Annotated in this window: 13 protein-coding genes; 8 read left to right on the top strand and 5 right to left on the bottom strand. The window is 73.6% G+C overall.

The genetic code is table 11. The features are described from left to right. Nucleotides 1-4 precede the first annotated feature (4 nt). Nucleotides 5-757 carry a hypothetical protein gene (locus RB608_RS06420; RefSeq protein WP_308086984.1) on the top strand — a complete coding sequence of 251 codons (753 nt, stop codon included), beginning with the start codon at nt 5-7 and terminating at the stop codon, nt 755-757. A gap of 9 nt (nt 758-766) precedes the next feature. After that, entirely contained in the window at nt 767-2839 is a 2073-nt protein-coding gene (locus tag RB608_RS06415) for a protein kinase (protein ID WP_308086983.1), read from the top strand. A 41-nt stretch (nt 2840-2880) separates the two neighbouring features. Here RB608_RS06415 and RB608_RS06410 read toward each other — a convergent pair whose 3' ends face one another. After that, entirely contained in the window at nt 2881-4179 is a 1299-nt protein-coding gene (locus RB608_RS06410; RefSeq protein ID WP_308086982.1) for an adenylosuccinate synthase, read from the bottom strand. A gap of 230 nt (nt 4180-4409) precedes the next feature. On the opposite strand from RB608_RS06410, the gene RB608_RS06405 reads away from it, so the two are divergent. Further along, nucleotides 4410-4784: a nuclear transport factor 2 family protein gene (locus tag RB608_RS06405; RefSeq protein WP_308086981.1), complete on the top strand. Its 375-nt coding sequence runs from the start codon at nt 4410-4412 to the stop codon at nt 4782-4784. On the opposite strand, the gene RB608_RS06400 is transcribed toward RB608_RS06405, so the two are convergent. The 3 genes from RB608_RS06400 to RB608_RS06390 form a co-directional block, all read right to left on the bottom strand. Then, nucleotides 4777-6231 (bottom strand): carboxyl transferase domain-containing protein, encoded by a 1455-nt coding sequence (locus tag RB608_RS06400; RefSeq protein WP_308086980.1) that lies wholly within the window; start codon nt 6229-6231, stop codon nt 4777-4779. The two genes, RB608_RS06405 and RB608_RS06400, sit on opposite strands and share 8 nt — an antisense overlap. A 74-nt stretch (nt 6232-6305) precedes the next feature. After that, entirely contained in the window at nt 6306-6956 is a 651-nt protein-coding gene (locus RB608_RS06395) for a response regulator transcription factor (RefSeq protein WP_308087151.1), read from the bottom strand. A gap of 26 nt (nt 6957-6982) precedes the next feature. Further along, nucleotides 6983-8263, bottom strand: coding sequence for a sensor domain-containing protein (locus RB608_RS06390; protein WP_308086979.1), 1281 nt, complete (start codon nt 8261-8263; stop codon nt 6983-6985). 131 nt (nt 8264-8394) lie between these two features. On the opposite strand from RB608_RS06390, the gene RB608_RS06385 reads away from it, so the two are divergent. The 5 genes from RB608_RS06385 to RB608_RS06365 all read left to right on the top strand — a co-directional run bounded on the left by RB608_RS06385 (nt 8395) and on the right by RB608_RS06365 (nt 13906). Next, nucleotides 8395-9138, top strand: coding sequence for an ABC transporter ATP-binding protein (locus RB608_RS06385; RefSeq protein WP_308086978.1), 744 nt, complete (start codon nt 8395-8397; stop codon nt 9136-9138). Continuing rightward, entirely contained in the window at nt 9138-11024 is a 1887-nt protein-coding gene (locus RB608_RS06380) for an FtsX-like permease family protein (RefSeq protein ID WP_308086977.1), read from the top strand. The genes RB608_RS06385 and RB608_RS06380 overlap by 1 nt, the downstream gene beginning before the upstream one ends. Next, nucleotides 10987-11886, top strand: coding sequence for a diacylglycerol kinase family protein (locus tag RB608_RS06375; RefSeq protein ID WP_308086976.1), 900 nt, complete (start codon nt 10987-10989; stop codon nt 11884-11886). The genes RB608_RS06380 and RB608_RS06375 overlap by 38 nt, the downstream gene beginning before the upstream one ends. 33 nt (nt 11887-11919) lie before the next feature. Then, nucleotides 11920-13644 carry a lysine--tRNA ligase gene (lysS, locus tag RB608_RS06370; protein WP_308086975.1) on the top strand — a complete coding sequence of 575 codons (1725 nt, stop codon included), beginning with the start codon at nt 11920-11922 and terminating at the stop codon, nt 13642-13644. Between the two features lie 88 nt (nt 13645-13732). After that, the gene (locus RB608_RS06365; protein ID WP_308086974.1) at nt 13733-13906 is read left to right on the top strand and encodes a hypothetical protein; all 174 of its coding nucleotides are present in this window, start codon (nt 13733-13735) and stop codon (nt 13904-13906) included. Between the two features lie 10 nt (nt 13907-13916). Here the strand turns inward: RB608_RS06365 and RB608_RS06360 are convergent, their stop codons facing one another. Next, a complete protein-coding gene (locus RB608_RS06360; protein WP_308086973.1) occupies nt 13917-14267 on the bottom strand; it encodes a helix-turn-helix domain-containing protein in 351 nt (116 codons plus the stop codon). Between the last annotated feature and the right edge of the window lie 11 nt (nt 14268-14278).

The following is a 14278-nucleotide window of genomic DNA, read 5'->3' as shown; positions in this document are numbered from 1 at the left end:
AGGGATGTTCCACCGACTGCTGACGTTGACCGTGACCGCGGCCCTGACCGCCGCACTCGCGCTCGCCTCGACGGCACTTCTCCGACCGGCCCAGGCGGCGGCACCGCAAGCCACCATCACCACCGTCGAGCTCCTCGACACGCCGGTCACCCGGCTCAAGCTGGTGCCCGGCGTGTGGACCCAGCTCGACCTCAAGGTGCTCAACACCGGGGATGTCGAGCTGCCCTCGGTCACCGTGACCGGGAGCGGCAAGAAGCTCAAGGTCCAGCCGGGCGCCACCGAGACGTCGTCCGACCCTGGCGACACCCGCTCCGCCTCGGTCCGGGTCAAGCTCGGCAAGGCCAAGCGCACCACACTGACCCTGACCGCGGTGGCCGGAGGCGTGGCCACCGAGCGGGTGATCCAGGTGAAGCGGGCCAAGACGCCGCCGCGCCCGAAGGCCGGCGCCTATGAGAGCCCGGACGGCCGCATCCACCTCACGATCACCAGGAACGGCAGGATCACCGGCTTCCGCGCACAGGCGTACACCACCTGCGGGGGCTACCCCAGCCTGCCGACGCACTCCTGGAGCTACTACGACTTCCCGACCACCAAGGTCCCACGCAACGGGATCGTCACCGCGGTCGAGCGGGGCAGCAACTACACCGTGCGCCTGCAGCTCAAGGCGGCCGGCAAGAAGGTGACGCAGGGACGGTTCAACTACAACGGTCCCAACCGCTGCTGGGCCGTCTCCAACTTCACCGCCAAGCGGACCTGAGCCGACGGCATGCGTGTGCCCAGCGTCGGCGAGCAGTTCGGTCGCTACCAGCTGGACCGGGTGCTCGGCCAGGGCGGCATGGGGGTCGTCTTCGCGGCGAGCGACCCGCGTCTCCAACGGACCGTCGCGCTCAAGGTCATCACCGGCCTGCTCGCCCGCTCGCCGGAGTTCCGGGCCCGGTTCCAGGCCGAGGCGGCGGCGCTCGCCCGGCTGGACTCACCCCATGTGACGGTGATCCACGATCACGACGAGGTCGACGGGACGCCGTACATCGTGACCCAGTACGTCGACGGCCGGGATCTGTGGAGCTGGCTGCGCGAGCACGGCGCGATGCCCGCCCCGCAGGCACTCGGGCTCTGCGCGCAGCTCGCCCGCGGCCTGGCCGACGCGCACCGCGCGGGGGTGGTCCACCGCGACGTGAAGCCGTCCAACGTGCTGATCCGCGACCCCGGCACCGCCGACCAGCACGCCTATCTCTGCGACTTCGGCATCGCCCGCACCGACGGGGTGGAGAGCGCCGACGGTGCGCCGCCGACCGCGGCCGGCACCGTCGCCGGCACCTGGTCCTACCTCTCCCCCGAGCGGACCGAGGGCCTGCCCGCGACCCCGTCGAGCGATGTCTACGCCCTCGGCTGCGTGCTCTGGGCGTGCCTGACCGGGCGCGAGCCCTACCAGGGCACCGACGCGCAGATCGCGCTCGCGCACCAGCAGGCACCGGTGCCCCGCCTGCCCGGGACCTCCGACTTCACCGCCGACCTCAACGCCGTGCTCGGCCGCGCGCTCGCCAAGGACCCCGTCGACCGCTACCCCGACGCCGCCTCCTTCCGCGCCGACCTCGAGCGGCTGGCGGCGGTGGCGCCGGCCGGTGTCGTCGAGGGCCCGGCGTCGATGCCGGGCGCGGGCACCGCCGTACGGAACCCGGTCCCACCTGCGCCCCGCCGGTCCCGGTGGCCGCTCGCCGTCGCCGGTGTCGTCGTGCTCGCCCTGGCGGCCGGCGTGGCCGGCTGGCTCGTCGTGCGTGACGACGCCCCGGATCCGGCCGCGCCCGGCGGGGAGGATCCGGCGGCGACCGTGGCCGGCGACCTCACCGGCGACGGGTACGGCGACGTGCTGATCCACCAGACCCGGTTCGAGGCACTCAACCCGCTCTCCGTCTGGACCGTGCCGTCGTCCGGCCTGCAGTTCGGCTCGCCGCTGCGGGCCGGCGCCGAGGTCGGCCTGCCGAGGTTCGGCGACGTCGACGGCGACGGTCGGACCGACGTGCTGTGGCTCGACGAGGACGACGACCGGCTGAGCGTGGTGGTCGTCCCCGGCAGGGGCGAGAGCTGGACCACCGAGCTCGATCTCGACCCGGCGTTCGACATCAAGGCGTACAGCGCGAGCGTCGGCGACCTCGACGGCGACGGGAAGGACGACCTGGTCCTGTACGGCGACCAGACCGACGAGCTCGACAGCCTGCACGTCGCCCTGGCCCAGGACCACGGGTTCGCCACGCCGCGGCAGTGGTACTCCTCCGAGCTCTCCGACAGCAGCACCGTGGCCGGCGACTTCGACGGCGACGGACACGACGAGCTGGTCTACTTCGGCACCGACGCCGACCGCAACGACGTACTGCGGCTGCTGCGGCCCGAGGACGGCACGCTGGTCGCCGCGGCCGAGAAGGTGCTCGGCGGCAAGGCGGTCAACCCGCTGCTGGCCCAGTGGCTGGTCGGCGACGTCGACGGGGACGGCGCGGACGAGCTGGTCGCCCCGAACGCGACCGGCCGGGCGATCTTCGTCTACGACATCGCCGAGGACGCCTTCCAGCCCCGCACCCGGTGGCACCACACCCGGATCTCCGTCGACGACGCCCGCGAGAACCTCTACGACAGCGGTCTGGCCGGCCAGGCGGTCAGCGACGTCGACGGGGACGGCGACGCCGACCTGGTGCAGCTGCGCTACGCCGCCAACGACGGCACCGAGGACGACGAGCTGATCCTCTTCGTGCAGCTCTCCGACGGCTCTTCCTTCGGCGACCCGCAGCAGTGGGGCTCGCTGGCCTGCGCGCCGGAGTGCGACGACGGGTTCAAGCTCGTCGGCTGAGCCGGATCAGCCGGATCAGCCGGATCAGCCGACGAGCTGGATCAGCGCAGGGGGTGCCGTACGACGGCCTGCTCGCGCTCGGGTCCGACGCCGACGACCGAGATCTTCGCGCCGGAGCGGGCCTCGACGAACTCGACGTACTCCTGCGCGGCTTTCGGCAGCTCCTCGAAGGACCGGCAGCCGGAGATGTCCTCGGTCCAGCCGGGGAGGTTCTCGTAGATCGGGACGGCGTGGTGGAAGTCGGTCTGGTTGACCGGCATCTCGTCGTGGCGGACCCCGTCGACGTCGTACGCGACGCAGACGGGCAGCTCGGCGAGCCCGGTGAGGGTGTCGAGCTTGGTGAGCACGAAGTCGGTGACGCCGTTGACCCGCGCGGCGTACCGGGTGATGACGGTGTCCATCCAGCCGCAGCGGCGCGGGCGGCCGGTGGTGGTGCCGTACTCCCAGCCCGCCTTGCGCAGGAACTCGCCGTTGTCGTCGTGCAGCTCGGTCGGGAACGGGCCCTCGCCCACGCGGGTCGTGTAGGCCTTCGCGATCGCGATGACCTGGTCGATGCGGGTCGGCGGGATGCCGGTGCCGGTGCAGGCGCCGGCCGAGATCGCGCTGCTGGAGGTCACGAACGGATAGGTGCCGTGGTCGACGTCGAGCAGGGTCGCCTGGCCGGCCTCCATCAGCACCACGTCGCCGCGGTCGAGGGCCTGGCTGAGCAGCAGTCCCGTGTCGCAGACGTACGGCGCCAGCCGCTCCGCGTGCGCCAGCAGCCCCTCGACGGTCTGCTCGACCGAGGGGGCTCGGCGGTTGTAGATCTTGGTGAGGATCTGGCTCTTCAGCTCGAGGGCGCCCTCGACCTTCTGGGTGAGGATCTTCTCGTCGAACAGGTCCTGGACCCGGATGCCGATCCGGTTCATCTTGTCGGCGTAGGTCGGGCCGATCCCGCGGCCCGTCGTACCGATCTTGCGGGAGCCGAGGAAGCGCTCGGTGACCTTGTCGATGGTCCGGTTGTAGTCGGCGATGACGTGCGCGTTGGCACTGAGCTTGAGCTTGCTGGTGTCGACTCCGCGGCCCTCGAGGCCGTCGATCTCCTGGAACAGCACGTCGATGTCGACAACGACGCCGTTGCCGATGACGGGCGTGCAGCCCGGCGTGAGGATGCCGCTGGGCAGCAGGTGGAGGGCGTACTTCTCAACGTCACCTGATTCTTGGCGAATGACGACGGTGTGGCCGGCGTTGTTGCCGCCGTTGAACTTGACGACGTAGTCGACCTGGCTGCCGAGGTGGTCGGTCGCCTTGCCCTTGCCCTCGTCGCCCCACTGGGCTCCGACGATCACGATTGCAGGCATCTTGGTTGCTCCTTCGCACGGACGGAGTCCCTCCGTCCGCGAGGACGGCTGCTCAACGCACCACTGGTTCTCTTGCTGGTGTCGGACAAGCAGGAAGCCCCGGCAAGACCGGGGCTCTTGCGGCGTCACGTTACCAAAACGCGACCTGGGAGCTAGATTCGGCACAACGAGAACACGTTCTAGTTCATCGCCACCGACCGAACCCAGCCGAACCGAACCAAGGAGCCGTCATGGGCGCCAGCCGCGAGACCATCCTCGAGACCATCCAGACCTATGTCGACCTCGTCGCCACCGGCGCCTCCGCCGACGTCGTCGCCCTGTACGCCGACGGCGCGACCGTCGAGGACCCGGTCGGCTCCGAGGTGCGCACCACCCGCGAGCAGATCGCCGAGTTCTACGCCGCCCTCGACGGCCTGGAGCAGACCGGGCGCCTGCTCTTCGCCCGGGTCGCCGGCAACGAGGCGGCGTTCTCCTTCGAGCTGGTCACGAAGGCCGGCGACCAGACCTACACCCTCGCCCCGATCGACGTGATGACCTTCGACGACGACGGCCGGATCACCAGCATGCGGGCGTTCTGGGCGGGCGAGGACATGGTCGTCAGCTGAACCGCGGGTCGGCGAGGCGGGCGGCGATCTCCGCCACGACCGCGCGGGCGAGGGTCTCCGGGGTGTCGTCCTCCCGCTCGGGTACGACGCCGTGGACGTTGCCGTCCGCGAGCAGGTCGAGCGCGCCGACCTTCTGGTGGGCGGCCATCTCCGCCGCGTGGGACGGGTCGCCGTGGACGATGACACTGGCCCCCTCCGGCGGCAGCGGCGAGAGCCAGCCGCGGGAGGTGGCGAGGACGGTCCGCGCGGGGAGCAGGGCGAGCGCGCCGCCGCCGCAGCCCTGGCCGAGGATCACCGACACGGTCGGGACCGTCATCGTGACCAGGCCGGCGATGCAGCGCGCGATCTCGCCGGCCATCGCACCCTCCTCGGCCGACTGCGAGAGCTCGGCGCCGGGGGTGTCGATGACGGTGACGAGCGGGAGGCGCAGTTCCTCGGCGAGCTCCATCGCGCGGCGCGCCTCGCGCAGCGCACCGGGCCCCATCGGGGTCGCGGGCGTCTGGCGGGAGCGGTCCTGGCCGACCAGCACGCACGGGCGGCCGTCGAGACGGGTGAGGGCGATGAGGACGGTGTCGTCACGCTCCCCCTCGTCGGTGCCCTTGAGGCGCAGGGTGCTCGCGGCGCCGTACCGGATCAGGTCGCGGACCCCCACCCGTCCGGCCGCGCGGGTGGCCTCGATGTCCTCCCAGACCGGGTGGTCGAGCAGGGTCCCCGCCTCGACCGGGGTACGTCGCTCGAGGCCGGCCTCGCCGGCCGGGTCGACGAGCACACCGAGGGCGTGGTCGACCAGCGCCGGCAGGTGCTCGACCGGGACGACCGCGTCGATCACCCCGTGCGCGGCGAGGTTCTCGGCGACCTGTACGCCGGGCGGGAAGGGCCGCCCGTTGAGCGCCTCGTAGACCTTGGGCCCGAGGAAGCCCACGAGCGCACCCGGCTCGGCGACGGTCACATGGCCGAGCGAGCCCCACGACGCGTACACGCCGCCGGTGGTGGGGTGGCGCAGGTGGACGAGGTACGGCAGCCCGGCCCCGCGGTGCTCCATCAGGGCCCGCGAGATCTCGACCATCTTCACGAAGGCGCGGGTGCCCTCCTGCATGCGCGTGCCGCCCGACGAGGTGCTCGCCAGCACCGGCAGCCCCTCGGCGGTCGCGCGGCGGACCGCGGACGCGATCCGGGTCGCGGCGGCGACGCCGATCGAGCCGGCCAGGAAGCGGAACTCGTTGACCACGAACGCCACCGGCCGCCCCCGCACCGTCCCACGGCCGGTCAGCACGGACTCGTCGGTGCCCGCCTTGTCCGCCGCCGCGCGCAGCTCGGCCTGGTAGCCCTCGTCGTGGCCGCTGATGTCGACAGGTACGTCCCACGACTCGTAGGAGCCCTCGTCGAGGACCAGATCGATCAGCTCGCGTGCGGTCCAGCGGCGGGGCGTGCTCTCGGCCGTGCTCATGGACCGGATCCAACCACGCTCCAGCGGAGCGTACGTCGGCAACTTCTGCCGAAGAGCCGCACCGTCATTGGCGATCAGCCACGCAGATAGGTCAGCACGGCGGAGACCCTGCGGTCGCTGTCCGGGTCGAGGTCGAGCTTGGCGAAGATGTTGCCGACGTGCTTGCGCACCGCGGCCTCGCTGACGACGAGCTCGGCGGCGATCGAGCCGTTGGTGCGGCCCTCGGCCATCAGCGAGAGCACCTCGCGCTCCCGCTCGGTCAGCGCAGTGAGCGGGCCGTCGTCGCGCCGTCGGGCGAGGAGCTGACGGACGACGTCGGGGTCGACGACGAGGCCACCGGCGGCGACCCGGTCGACGCTGTCGAGGAACTCCCGCACGTGGCCGACCCGGTCCTTGAGCAGGTAGCCCATCCCACCGGTGCCGCCGCCGCTGTCGGTCTGGAGCAGGCCGTCGAGGTAGGCGTCGGCGACGTACTGGGAGAGGACGAGGATGCCGATGCCCGGATGGTCGGCGCGGATCGCGGCCGCGGCGCGCAGGCCCTCGTCGGAGTGGCCGGGCGGCATCCGGACGTCGGTGACGACGAGGTCGGGCGGATCCCGCCGGACGTACGCGAGCAGCGCCTCGGCCGTCTCCACCGCGGCGAGCACCTCGTGTCCCGCGCGCTCGACGATGCCGACCAGGCCCTCCCGGAGCAGGGCGAGGTCCTCCGCGATCACCACCCGCAGCCGCCGGCCGCCGGTCAGCGAGCCCGTCACGGGGTCTCGGTCCTGCACGGGCACTCCATCCTCACCTCGGTCGGCCCACCCACGGGGCTGCGTACGCCCAGCGTGCCACCGAGGGCGTCGAGCCGGGTCACCAGACCCGCCAGCCCGGTGCCCGCGCCGACCCGGGCGCCGCCGACGCCGTCGTCGGTCACCGTCACCACGAGGTCGTCGCCGGCCAGCCAGCCGGCCACGCCGACCGTGCGGGCGCCCGCGTGGCGCGCCACATTGGTCAGCGCCTCGCTCACCACGAAGTACGCCGCCGCCTCGACCGGCCCCGGCAGTCGCGGCAGGTCGAGGCCGACCGTCACCGGCACCGGCATCCGGTCCGCGACCTCGCGCACCGCGGCGGCGATCCCGTGGTCGACCAGCACCCGCGGATGGATGCCGCGCACCGCCTCGCGCAGGTCGGCCAGCGCCGCCTCGGTCTCGCGGTGCGCCTGCCGCACCAGGTCGAGCCCCGGGCCCGCCGGCACGTCCAGCTCGGCGCGGCCCAGCGTCATGCTCAGCGCGACCAGTCGCTGCTGGACACCGTCGTGCAGGTGCCGCTCGATCCGCCGGCGCTCGGTCTCGAAGGCGTCGACGAGGTCGAGCCGGGACCGGCGCAGCTGGCGGATCCGGCGCTCCAGCTCCTCCTCCCCCGGCTCGAGCAGCAGCCGGGCGAGCGCGGCCTGGGCGGCGGCCAGCACGGTGACGACGTACGCGCTCAGCACGAAGGCGAGGGGCGCCCCGATCAGCAGCAGGGGGAGCGCCTCGCCGGCCGAGTCCGGCGTCCACGCGAAGACGACCACCTGGTCGACCGCCGCGAGCAGCGGGGCCGCCACGAACACGCCGGTCAGGAACACCGCGTTGAACGCGACCACCGCGTCGACCAGCCAGAGCAGGGTGACCAGCAGGACGACGTAGCCGGCCTCCCGGCCCGACGGCGGCTCGCGCCGGCGCTGCCGCAGCCAGGCCCGCGGGCCGCCGGCGACGGGCGGGCGCGGCTCCCCCAGCGGTACGGCGCCCGGCTGCATCAGCCGGATCCGGCGCCGTTCCAGCGCCAGCACGGCGACCGCGACGAGCGGGATGGCGCCGATGAGGAGGAAGCCGACCACCACGACCGCCGTGAGCGCACCGGCGAACAGCAGGCCGAGGAGGACGACCAGGAGCGCGAGGCCGACGACGGCCGTGCTCGCCAGGTAGGCGAGCGAGCGCCACGGCCACGACGACAGCAGGAACCGCACCGGGTTGCCGCGCAGCGCACTCCAGGCGGACTCCGGGCGGGACATGCGCCCAGCGTAGGGATCCGCGGGTCCGCCCGGAGGGGGCCTGGCGCCCGGCCGCGGGTGGCGCCGGCGCTACCCCCGCTCTCGCGCGCGGGCCAGGGCGCGGACGGCCGCCGCGCGGTTGGCTCGTCGTCATGAGCACCGCGACCCTCGCCCCGCCCGCGATCGTCCTCGACGGCGTCACCCGCAGCTACGGCTCCCGGGCCGGCCGGGTGGACGCGCTGCGCGGCGTCACCCATGCCTTCGCGCCCGGCAGCTTCACCGCGATCATGGGCCCGTCGGGCTCCGGCAAGTCCACCCTCCTGCAGTGCGCCGCGGGGCTGGACCGGCCCACGGCGGGCCGGGTCCTCGTCGCCGGCCACGACCTGGGCCGGCTCGACGAGGCGGCGCTGACCCGGCTGCGCCGCAGCGCGATGGGCTTCGTCTTCCAGGCCTACAACCTGCTGCCCGCGCTCACGTCGTACGACAACGTGGCACTGCCCGCCCGGCTCGCGGGCCGCCGTCCCGCCCGCGCCGAGGTGGCTGGCGCGCTGGCGCGGGTCGGGCTGGAGGCGCACCAGCGCCGCCGGCCCGCCGAGCTGTCGGGCGGCCAGCAGCAGCGGGTCGCCATCGCCCGCGCCCTGGTGACCCGCCCGCAGGTCGTGTACGCCGACGAGCCGACCGGCGCGCTCGACCGCACCACCGGCCGCCAGGTGCTGGAGCTGCTCCGCTCGACCGTCGACGCCGAGGGGCTCACGGTGGTGATGGTGACCCACGACCCGCTCGCCGCGTCGTACGCCGACAGCGTGCTCTTCCTCGAGGACGGCCTCGTCGTCGGCCACCTCGCCCGCGGCACCGCGGCCCAGATCGCCGCCGCGATGAGCGAGCTGGAGCGGTGATGCCCCCGTCGATCCACCTCGGGCTGAGCTCGGTACGCCAGCACCGGGCGCTCTACGCCGGCTCCTTCGTCGCCGTCGCGCTCGGGGTGGCGCTCATCGCCGGCGTGGTCCTGCTGACCGTCTCGATCGGCGACCAGGGCCCGGAGGTCCAGGACGCCCTCTCCCTGTTGGGCGTGATGGCCGGCTTCGCCGGGTTCATGGCGATCTTCGTCGTGTCGAGCACGTTCTCGTTCGCGGTGACCGCGCGGCGACGCGAGCTCGGCCTGCTGCGGCTGGTCGGCGCCGCCCCGCGCCAGGTACGACGCCAGGTGCGGGTCGAGGCCCTCGTGGTCGCCGTCCTGGCGGCGGTCACGGGCGCGGTCCTGGGCCGGCTGGTCGCCCTGGCGCTGGCCGTCCTGCTCGCCGCCCAGGGCGTGACGCCCGAGCGGGTCCCCCTCACCTGGGACGTGCTGCCCCTGGTGATCTCGGCCGGCTGCGGCGTCGGCGTCGCGCTGCTCGGCGCGTGGGCCGCGGCCCGGCGGGCGGCCAAGGTGCCACCCGCGCAGGCACTGCAGGAGGCGACCGACACCGGCCGCCGGATCGGCGTGCTCCGCGGCGTCGTCGGCACGCTGTGCCTGGTCGGCGCGGGACTGATGCTGGTCGGGATCCGGGCGGGCGACCCGGTCCTGGCCCTGCTGCTCTCGATCTTCGTGCCGGAGCTGGTCGTCGTCGGCCTGGTCTGCTGGGGGCCGGTCCTGCTCCCCCTGCTCGTGCGGACGCTGACCGCACCCGTGCGGGAGCACCCCGTGCTCGGGCTGGCCCGCGCGAACGTGGGCAACCAGGCCCGGCGGACCACCTCGCTCGCCGCGCCGGTGCTGGCGATCTCCGCGATCGCGGGCTCGCTGATCCTCAGCCTGAGCTTCGCGGCGGACTGGGACCAGGGCATCACCCGCCAGCAGCTCGCCGCCCCGGTCGTCGTCACCGGCACGACGACAGCCCCCACGGCACCGGCCGGCGCCGTGGTCGACGGCCGCAATGTCGTGGCCGTGGCGACCGGGGGCGAGCTGGCGAGCGACTGGACGGCCGAGGGGATCGATCCCGCGACCGCCGTGGCCACGCGTGGCATCCGCACCCACGCCGGCGACCTGTCGCGGCTGACCGGACGCACCATGGCGATCAGCCGCTCCGCCGTGTTCGACGCGGGCTTCGGGCTCGGGTCGCAGGTGCGGGTGCGCTTCCCCGACGGCGCCCGGATGCGGCTGCGCGTGGTCGCCGTCGTCGAGGACGCCGCCACCCTGCACGACGACCTGCTGCTCCCGCGGAAGCTGGCCCGCGCCCACGGCGCGCGGCCGACCGGCACCTGGTTCGTGCTGCCCGCGCCCGGCACCGACGCCGCCGCGCTGCGCAGCCTGCTGACCAGAACCAGCACCGGAACCGGCACCGGCACCGGCGAGGTGCTGACCGCCGAGCAGTGGATCACCCGCATCGACCGGGCCCAGCGCGACCAGAACCAGGTCGGGCTCGTCGCGATCCTCGGCCCCACCGGGCTCTACGCCGGGATCGCGATCGCCAACACCCTGCTCATGGGCAGTCTCCAGCGGCGCCGGGAGTTCTCGGTGACCCGGCTGGTCGGCGCCACCGCCGCCCAGGTGCGCCGGATGGTGCTCGCCGAGTCCGCGATGGTCGCGACCGCGGCCCTGCTGCTCGGCGCCCTGGTCACCGTGACCGTCGCCGCGCTGCTCCGTGCGCCGATGACGGCCGGCCTCGACGACGTACCGCTGACGGTGCCGTGGGCGAGCCTGCTCGCGATCGCCGGCGCCTGCGCGGCGGTCACGGTCGTGGCGGCCGTGCTGCCCGTAGTGTGGCTGCGTGGCCACCCCTCCCCTGCTGCTGATCACCAACAGTGACGCCGGGACGGCGGACCAGGAGGCGGTCGACGCCGCGCTGGCGGTCCTCCGCGAGAGCGCCGAGGTCGACGTCCGCGGCACCTCGTCCCCCGAGGAGCTCGACGACGTGCTGGCCGCGGCCGGCGAACGGACGATCGTGGTGGCGGGCGGCGACGGCAGCATCCATGCGGTGGTCCAGGCGCTGCACACGCGGGGGGACCTGTCCGCGCGGACGCTCGCACTGATCCCCCTCGGCACCGGCAACGACTTCGCGCGCACCCTCGACCTGCCGCTGGAACCGGTCGCCGCGGCTCGGGTCGTCCTGACCGGCACACGCCGCCCCACCGACCTCGTCGTCGACGAGGCCGGTCAGGTCACCGTCAACAGCGTCCACCTCGGCGCCGGCGCGGAGGCCGGGAAGCGCGGCGCCCGCTGGAAGGCGCGGCTGGGCCGGATCGGCTATCCGATCGGCGCCCTGCAGACCGCGCTCAATCCGCCCAGCCTGCGGCTGCGGGTCGAGGTCGACGGCGCCGTGGTCGCGGACGCCGGCCGGCCCGTGCTCATGGTCGCCGTCGGCAACGGCGCCTCCGTGGGCGGCGGCACCGAGCTCACCCCGGACGCGGAGCCCCACGACGGTGAGGTGGACGTGCTGATCGCCACCCCGGCGAGCCCGCTGGCGCGCCTCGGCTATCTGGTCCGGCTGCCCTTCGCGCGGCACGAGGAGCACGGCGACGTCCGCATCGTGCGGGGGCGCACGGTCCGGGTGAGCGGCGACGCCTTCGACTGCAACAGCGACGGCGAGATCGACGGGCCGGTGACCGAGCGCGCGTGGCGGGTGCTGCCGGCGGCGTACGCGATGGTGGTCCCCGCCAGGGCTTTGTAAGTTATTGCGTTTAGCGCAATAGGCTTGCCTGTCGTGGCACGAGGACAGCGCAACCAGCAGGGCGACCAGCAGCAGGACCCCATCGACTGGGTGACCCGGACCGCCGACCTGGCGCTGCGGCACGCCGAGCAGGTCCATGCCCGATCCGGGGGAAGCGGAACGCTGCCGGAGCTGGTCACCTGCGCGTCCGGGATCAGCCCGTCCGGCCCGATTCACCTCGGCAACCTGCGCGAGTTCCTCACCGTGCACTTCGTGGCCGAGGAGATCCGCCGCCGCGGCATCGCCGTGCGCCATCTGCACAGCTGGGACGACTACGACCGGTTCCGCAAGGTGCCCGCCGGCATCGACACCGCCTGGAACGAGCACATCGGCCGCCCGCTGTCCGCCGTCCCCGACCCGACGGGCGAGTTCGCCAACTGGGGCGAGCGCTACAAGGCGCCGCTGCGCGCCGCGCTCGTCGAGATGGGCTGCGACATGGTCGAGGTCGACCAGACCGCGATGTACCGCTCCGGCGCCTACCGCGAGCAGGTGCTCACCGCGATCCGCAAGCGCGGCAAGATCGAGACGGTGATGTCCCGCTTCCGCACCAAGAAGGCCGACGGGGTGGAGGGAGCCGGGGAGACCTCCGCGGAGGAGGAGTCGGAGCACGGCTCGACCGAGGACCTCGCGCGCTTCCCCTACAAGCCCTACTGCCGCGGCTGCGGTCGCGACACGGTCACCCTGACGTCGTACGACGACGCCACCACCGACCTCGCCTACACCTGCGACGTGTGCGGCGACTCCTATGTCACCAACGTCGCCACCCAGGACGAGGGCAAGCTGGTCTGGAAGGTCGACTGGCCGATGCGCTGGACCTTCGAAGGGGTCCACTTCGAGCCCGGCGGGGTCGACCACGCCTCCCCCGGCTCGTCGTACACCGTCGGCAAGGAGCTCGTCGGCCCGATCTTCGGCGGCTCCGCGCCGTCCTTCGTCGGCTACTCCTTCGTCGGCGTGGCCGGCATGCCGAAGATGTCGTCCTCCAAGGGCGGCGTGCCGACCGCGGCCGAGGCACTGCGGATCCTGGAGGCCCCGATCCTGCGCTGGCTCTACGCCCGCCGCCAGCCGAAGCAGGCCTTCAACGTCGACTTCGGCCAGGAGGTGCTGCGGCTCTATGACGAGTGGGACGCCCTCACCAAGAAGGCCGCGGTCCCGGAGAAGCGCGACGCCGCCGTGCTCGCCTGGGAGCGGGCCTCCGCGACGTCGACGGCCGGGACGCTGCCGACCCCGGCGGTCGTCGTACCGTTCCGGATGCTGTCGTCGGTGGCCGACGTCACCGCCGGCTCGCGCGAGATCACCGCTCGCACGGTCGGCGCGAGCGAGGCCGACCTGGAGCCGCGGCTGTCGAAGGCGGCGACCTGGATCGAGTCGTACGTCGACCCCGAGGACCGCACCACCGTCCGCGACAGCATCGACGCCCAGCGGCTGGGGTCGCTGTCGGACCAGGAGTCGCTCTGGATCGGACTCCTGGTCAAGCGTCTCGCCGCGGCCTACGGGGCCGACGACCAGCTCGACATGCTCACCACGGTGATCTACGGCGTGCCCAAGATCGCGCGGGGGCTCACCCTGGCCGATGCGCCCACCGACGAGGTGAAGGCCGACCAGAAGGCCTTCTTCAAGCTGCTCTACGAGCTCCTGGTCGCCGCCGAGCGCGGCCCCCGGCTGCCCACGCTGTTCGCCGCCCTCGGCCACGACAAGGTGCGCTCGCTGCTCGTCCCCTGAGGCCCGCCTGCGGGAAATCTCCGAAATCCGCGTGATGAACGCCCCCGGATCCCGTCCGGTCAGGTGAAGTCTCGGAGAAGGAGATCCCATGCGGACCACCCAGCTGACCCACAAGCACCGCTCGACCGAGCCCGTCCCCGCCGGCGAGCGACCGGCGGCCACCCGGGCGCACCGTGCCTCCCGGGCGAGCGACCTGCCGATCGCGGCGGCCCTCGGCCTGATCCTGCTGGTCGCGGCCGCCTACCTCGCCCTCCGCTCCTGAACAGCCCGGCTCAGCGGCGAGCCGCACCCCGCCGCGGCCACGGCCACCACCAGCGCCGCGGGCGCGGGTGCTCGGGTGCGACGGCGTCGTCCGGCTGGCGCAGCCGGCCGCGCTCGACCCGGCCCACGATCCGGTAGCGGGTCGCCGGGTCGAGCTCACGCTCCTGCACCCACATCGGCTCCGCGCCCGGCTCCGTGCTCACCCGCACCAGGCCGGCCCGCTCGAGCTTGCGCAGGTGGCCGCGGATCGAGTCCGGCGCGATGCCGGCGTCCGCGGCGAGCTGACCGACCGTCTTGGGGGTGTCGACCGCGAGGTAGACCCACCACACCCGGGGCCCCAGGCGCGGCAGGTCTCCCGCCATCGAGGTACCTC

The organism is Nocardioides sp. LHD-245 (assembly GCF_030929495.1).
In the GTDB taxonomy this organism is placed as follows: Bacteria; Actinomycetota; Actinomycetes; order Propionibacteriales; family Nocardioidaceae; genus Nocardioides.
The sequence above is the reverse complement of the archived record's forward strand: the minus strand, read 5'-3'. Positions and strand labels throughout refer to the sequence as shown.

Bases quoted from the DNA above. Each gene is read 5' to 3' on its own strand.
- RB608_RS06360 (WP_308086973.1), bottom strand. From the start codon at position 14,267: ATGGCGGGAGACCTGCCGCGCCTGGGGCCCCGGGTGTGGTGGGTCTAC.
- RB608_RS06380 (WP_308086977.1), top strand. From the start codon at position 9,138: ATGCCCCCGTCGATCCACCTCGGGCTGAGCTCGGTACGCCAGCACCGG.
- RB608_RS06400 (WP_308086980.1), bottom strand. From the start codon at position 6,231: ATGAGCACGGCCGAGAGCACGCCCCGCCGCTGGACCGCACGCGAGCTG.
- RB608_RS06420 (WP_308086984.1), top strand. From the start codon at position 5: ATGTTCCACCGACTGCTGACGTTGACCGTGACCGCGGCCCTGACCGCC.
- RB608_RS06390 (WP_308086979.1), bottom strand. From the start codon at position 8,263: ATGTCCCGCCCGGAGTCCGCCTGGAGTGCGCTGCGCGGCAACCCGGTG.
- RB608_RS06405 (WP_308086981.1), top strand. From the start codon at position 4,410: ATGGGCGCCAGCCGCGAGACCATCCTCGAGACCATCCAGACCTATGTC.
- RB608_RS06365 (WP_308086974.1), top strand. From the start codon at position 13,733: ATGCGGACCACCCAGCTGACCCACAAGCACCGCTCGACCGAGCCCGTC.
- RB608_RS06410 (WP_308086982.1), bottom strand. From the start codon at position 4,179: ATGCCTGCAATCGTGATCGTCGGAGCCCAGTGGGGCGACGAGGGCAAG.
- RB608_RS06385 (WP_308086978.1), top strand. From the start codon at position 8,395: ATGAGCACCGCGACCCTCGCCCCGCCCGCGATCGTCCTCGACGGCGTC.
- RB608_RS06415 (WP_308086983.1), top strand. From the start codon at position 767: ATGCGTGTGCCCAGCGTCGGCGAGCAGTTCGGTCGCTACCAGCTGGAC.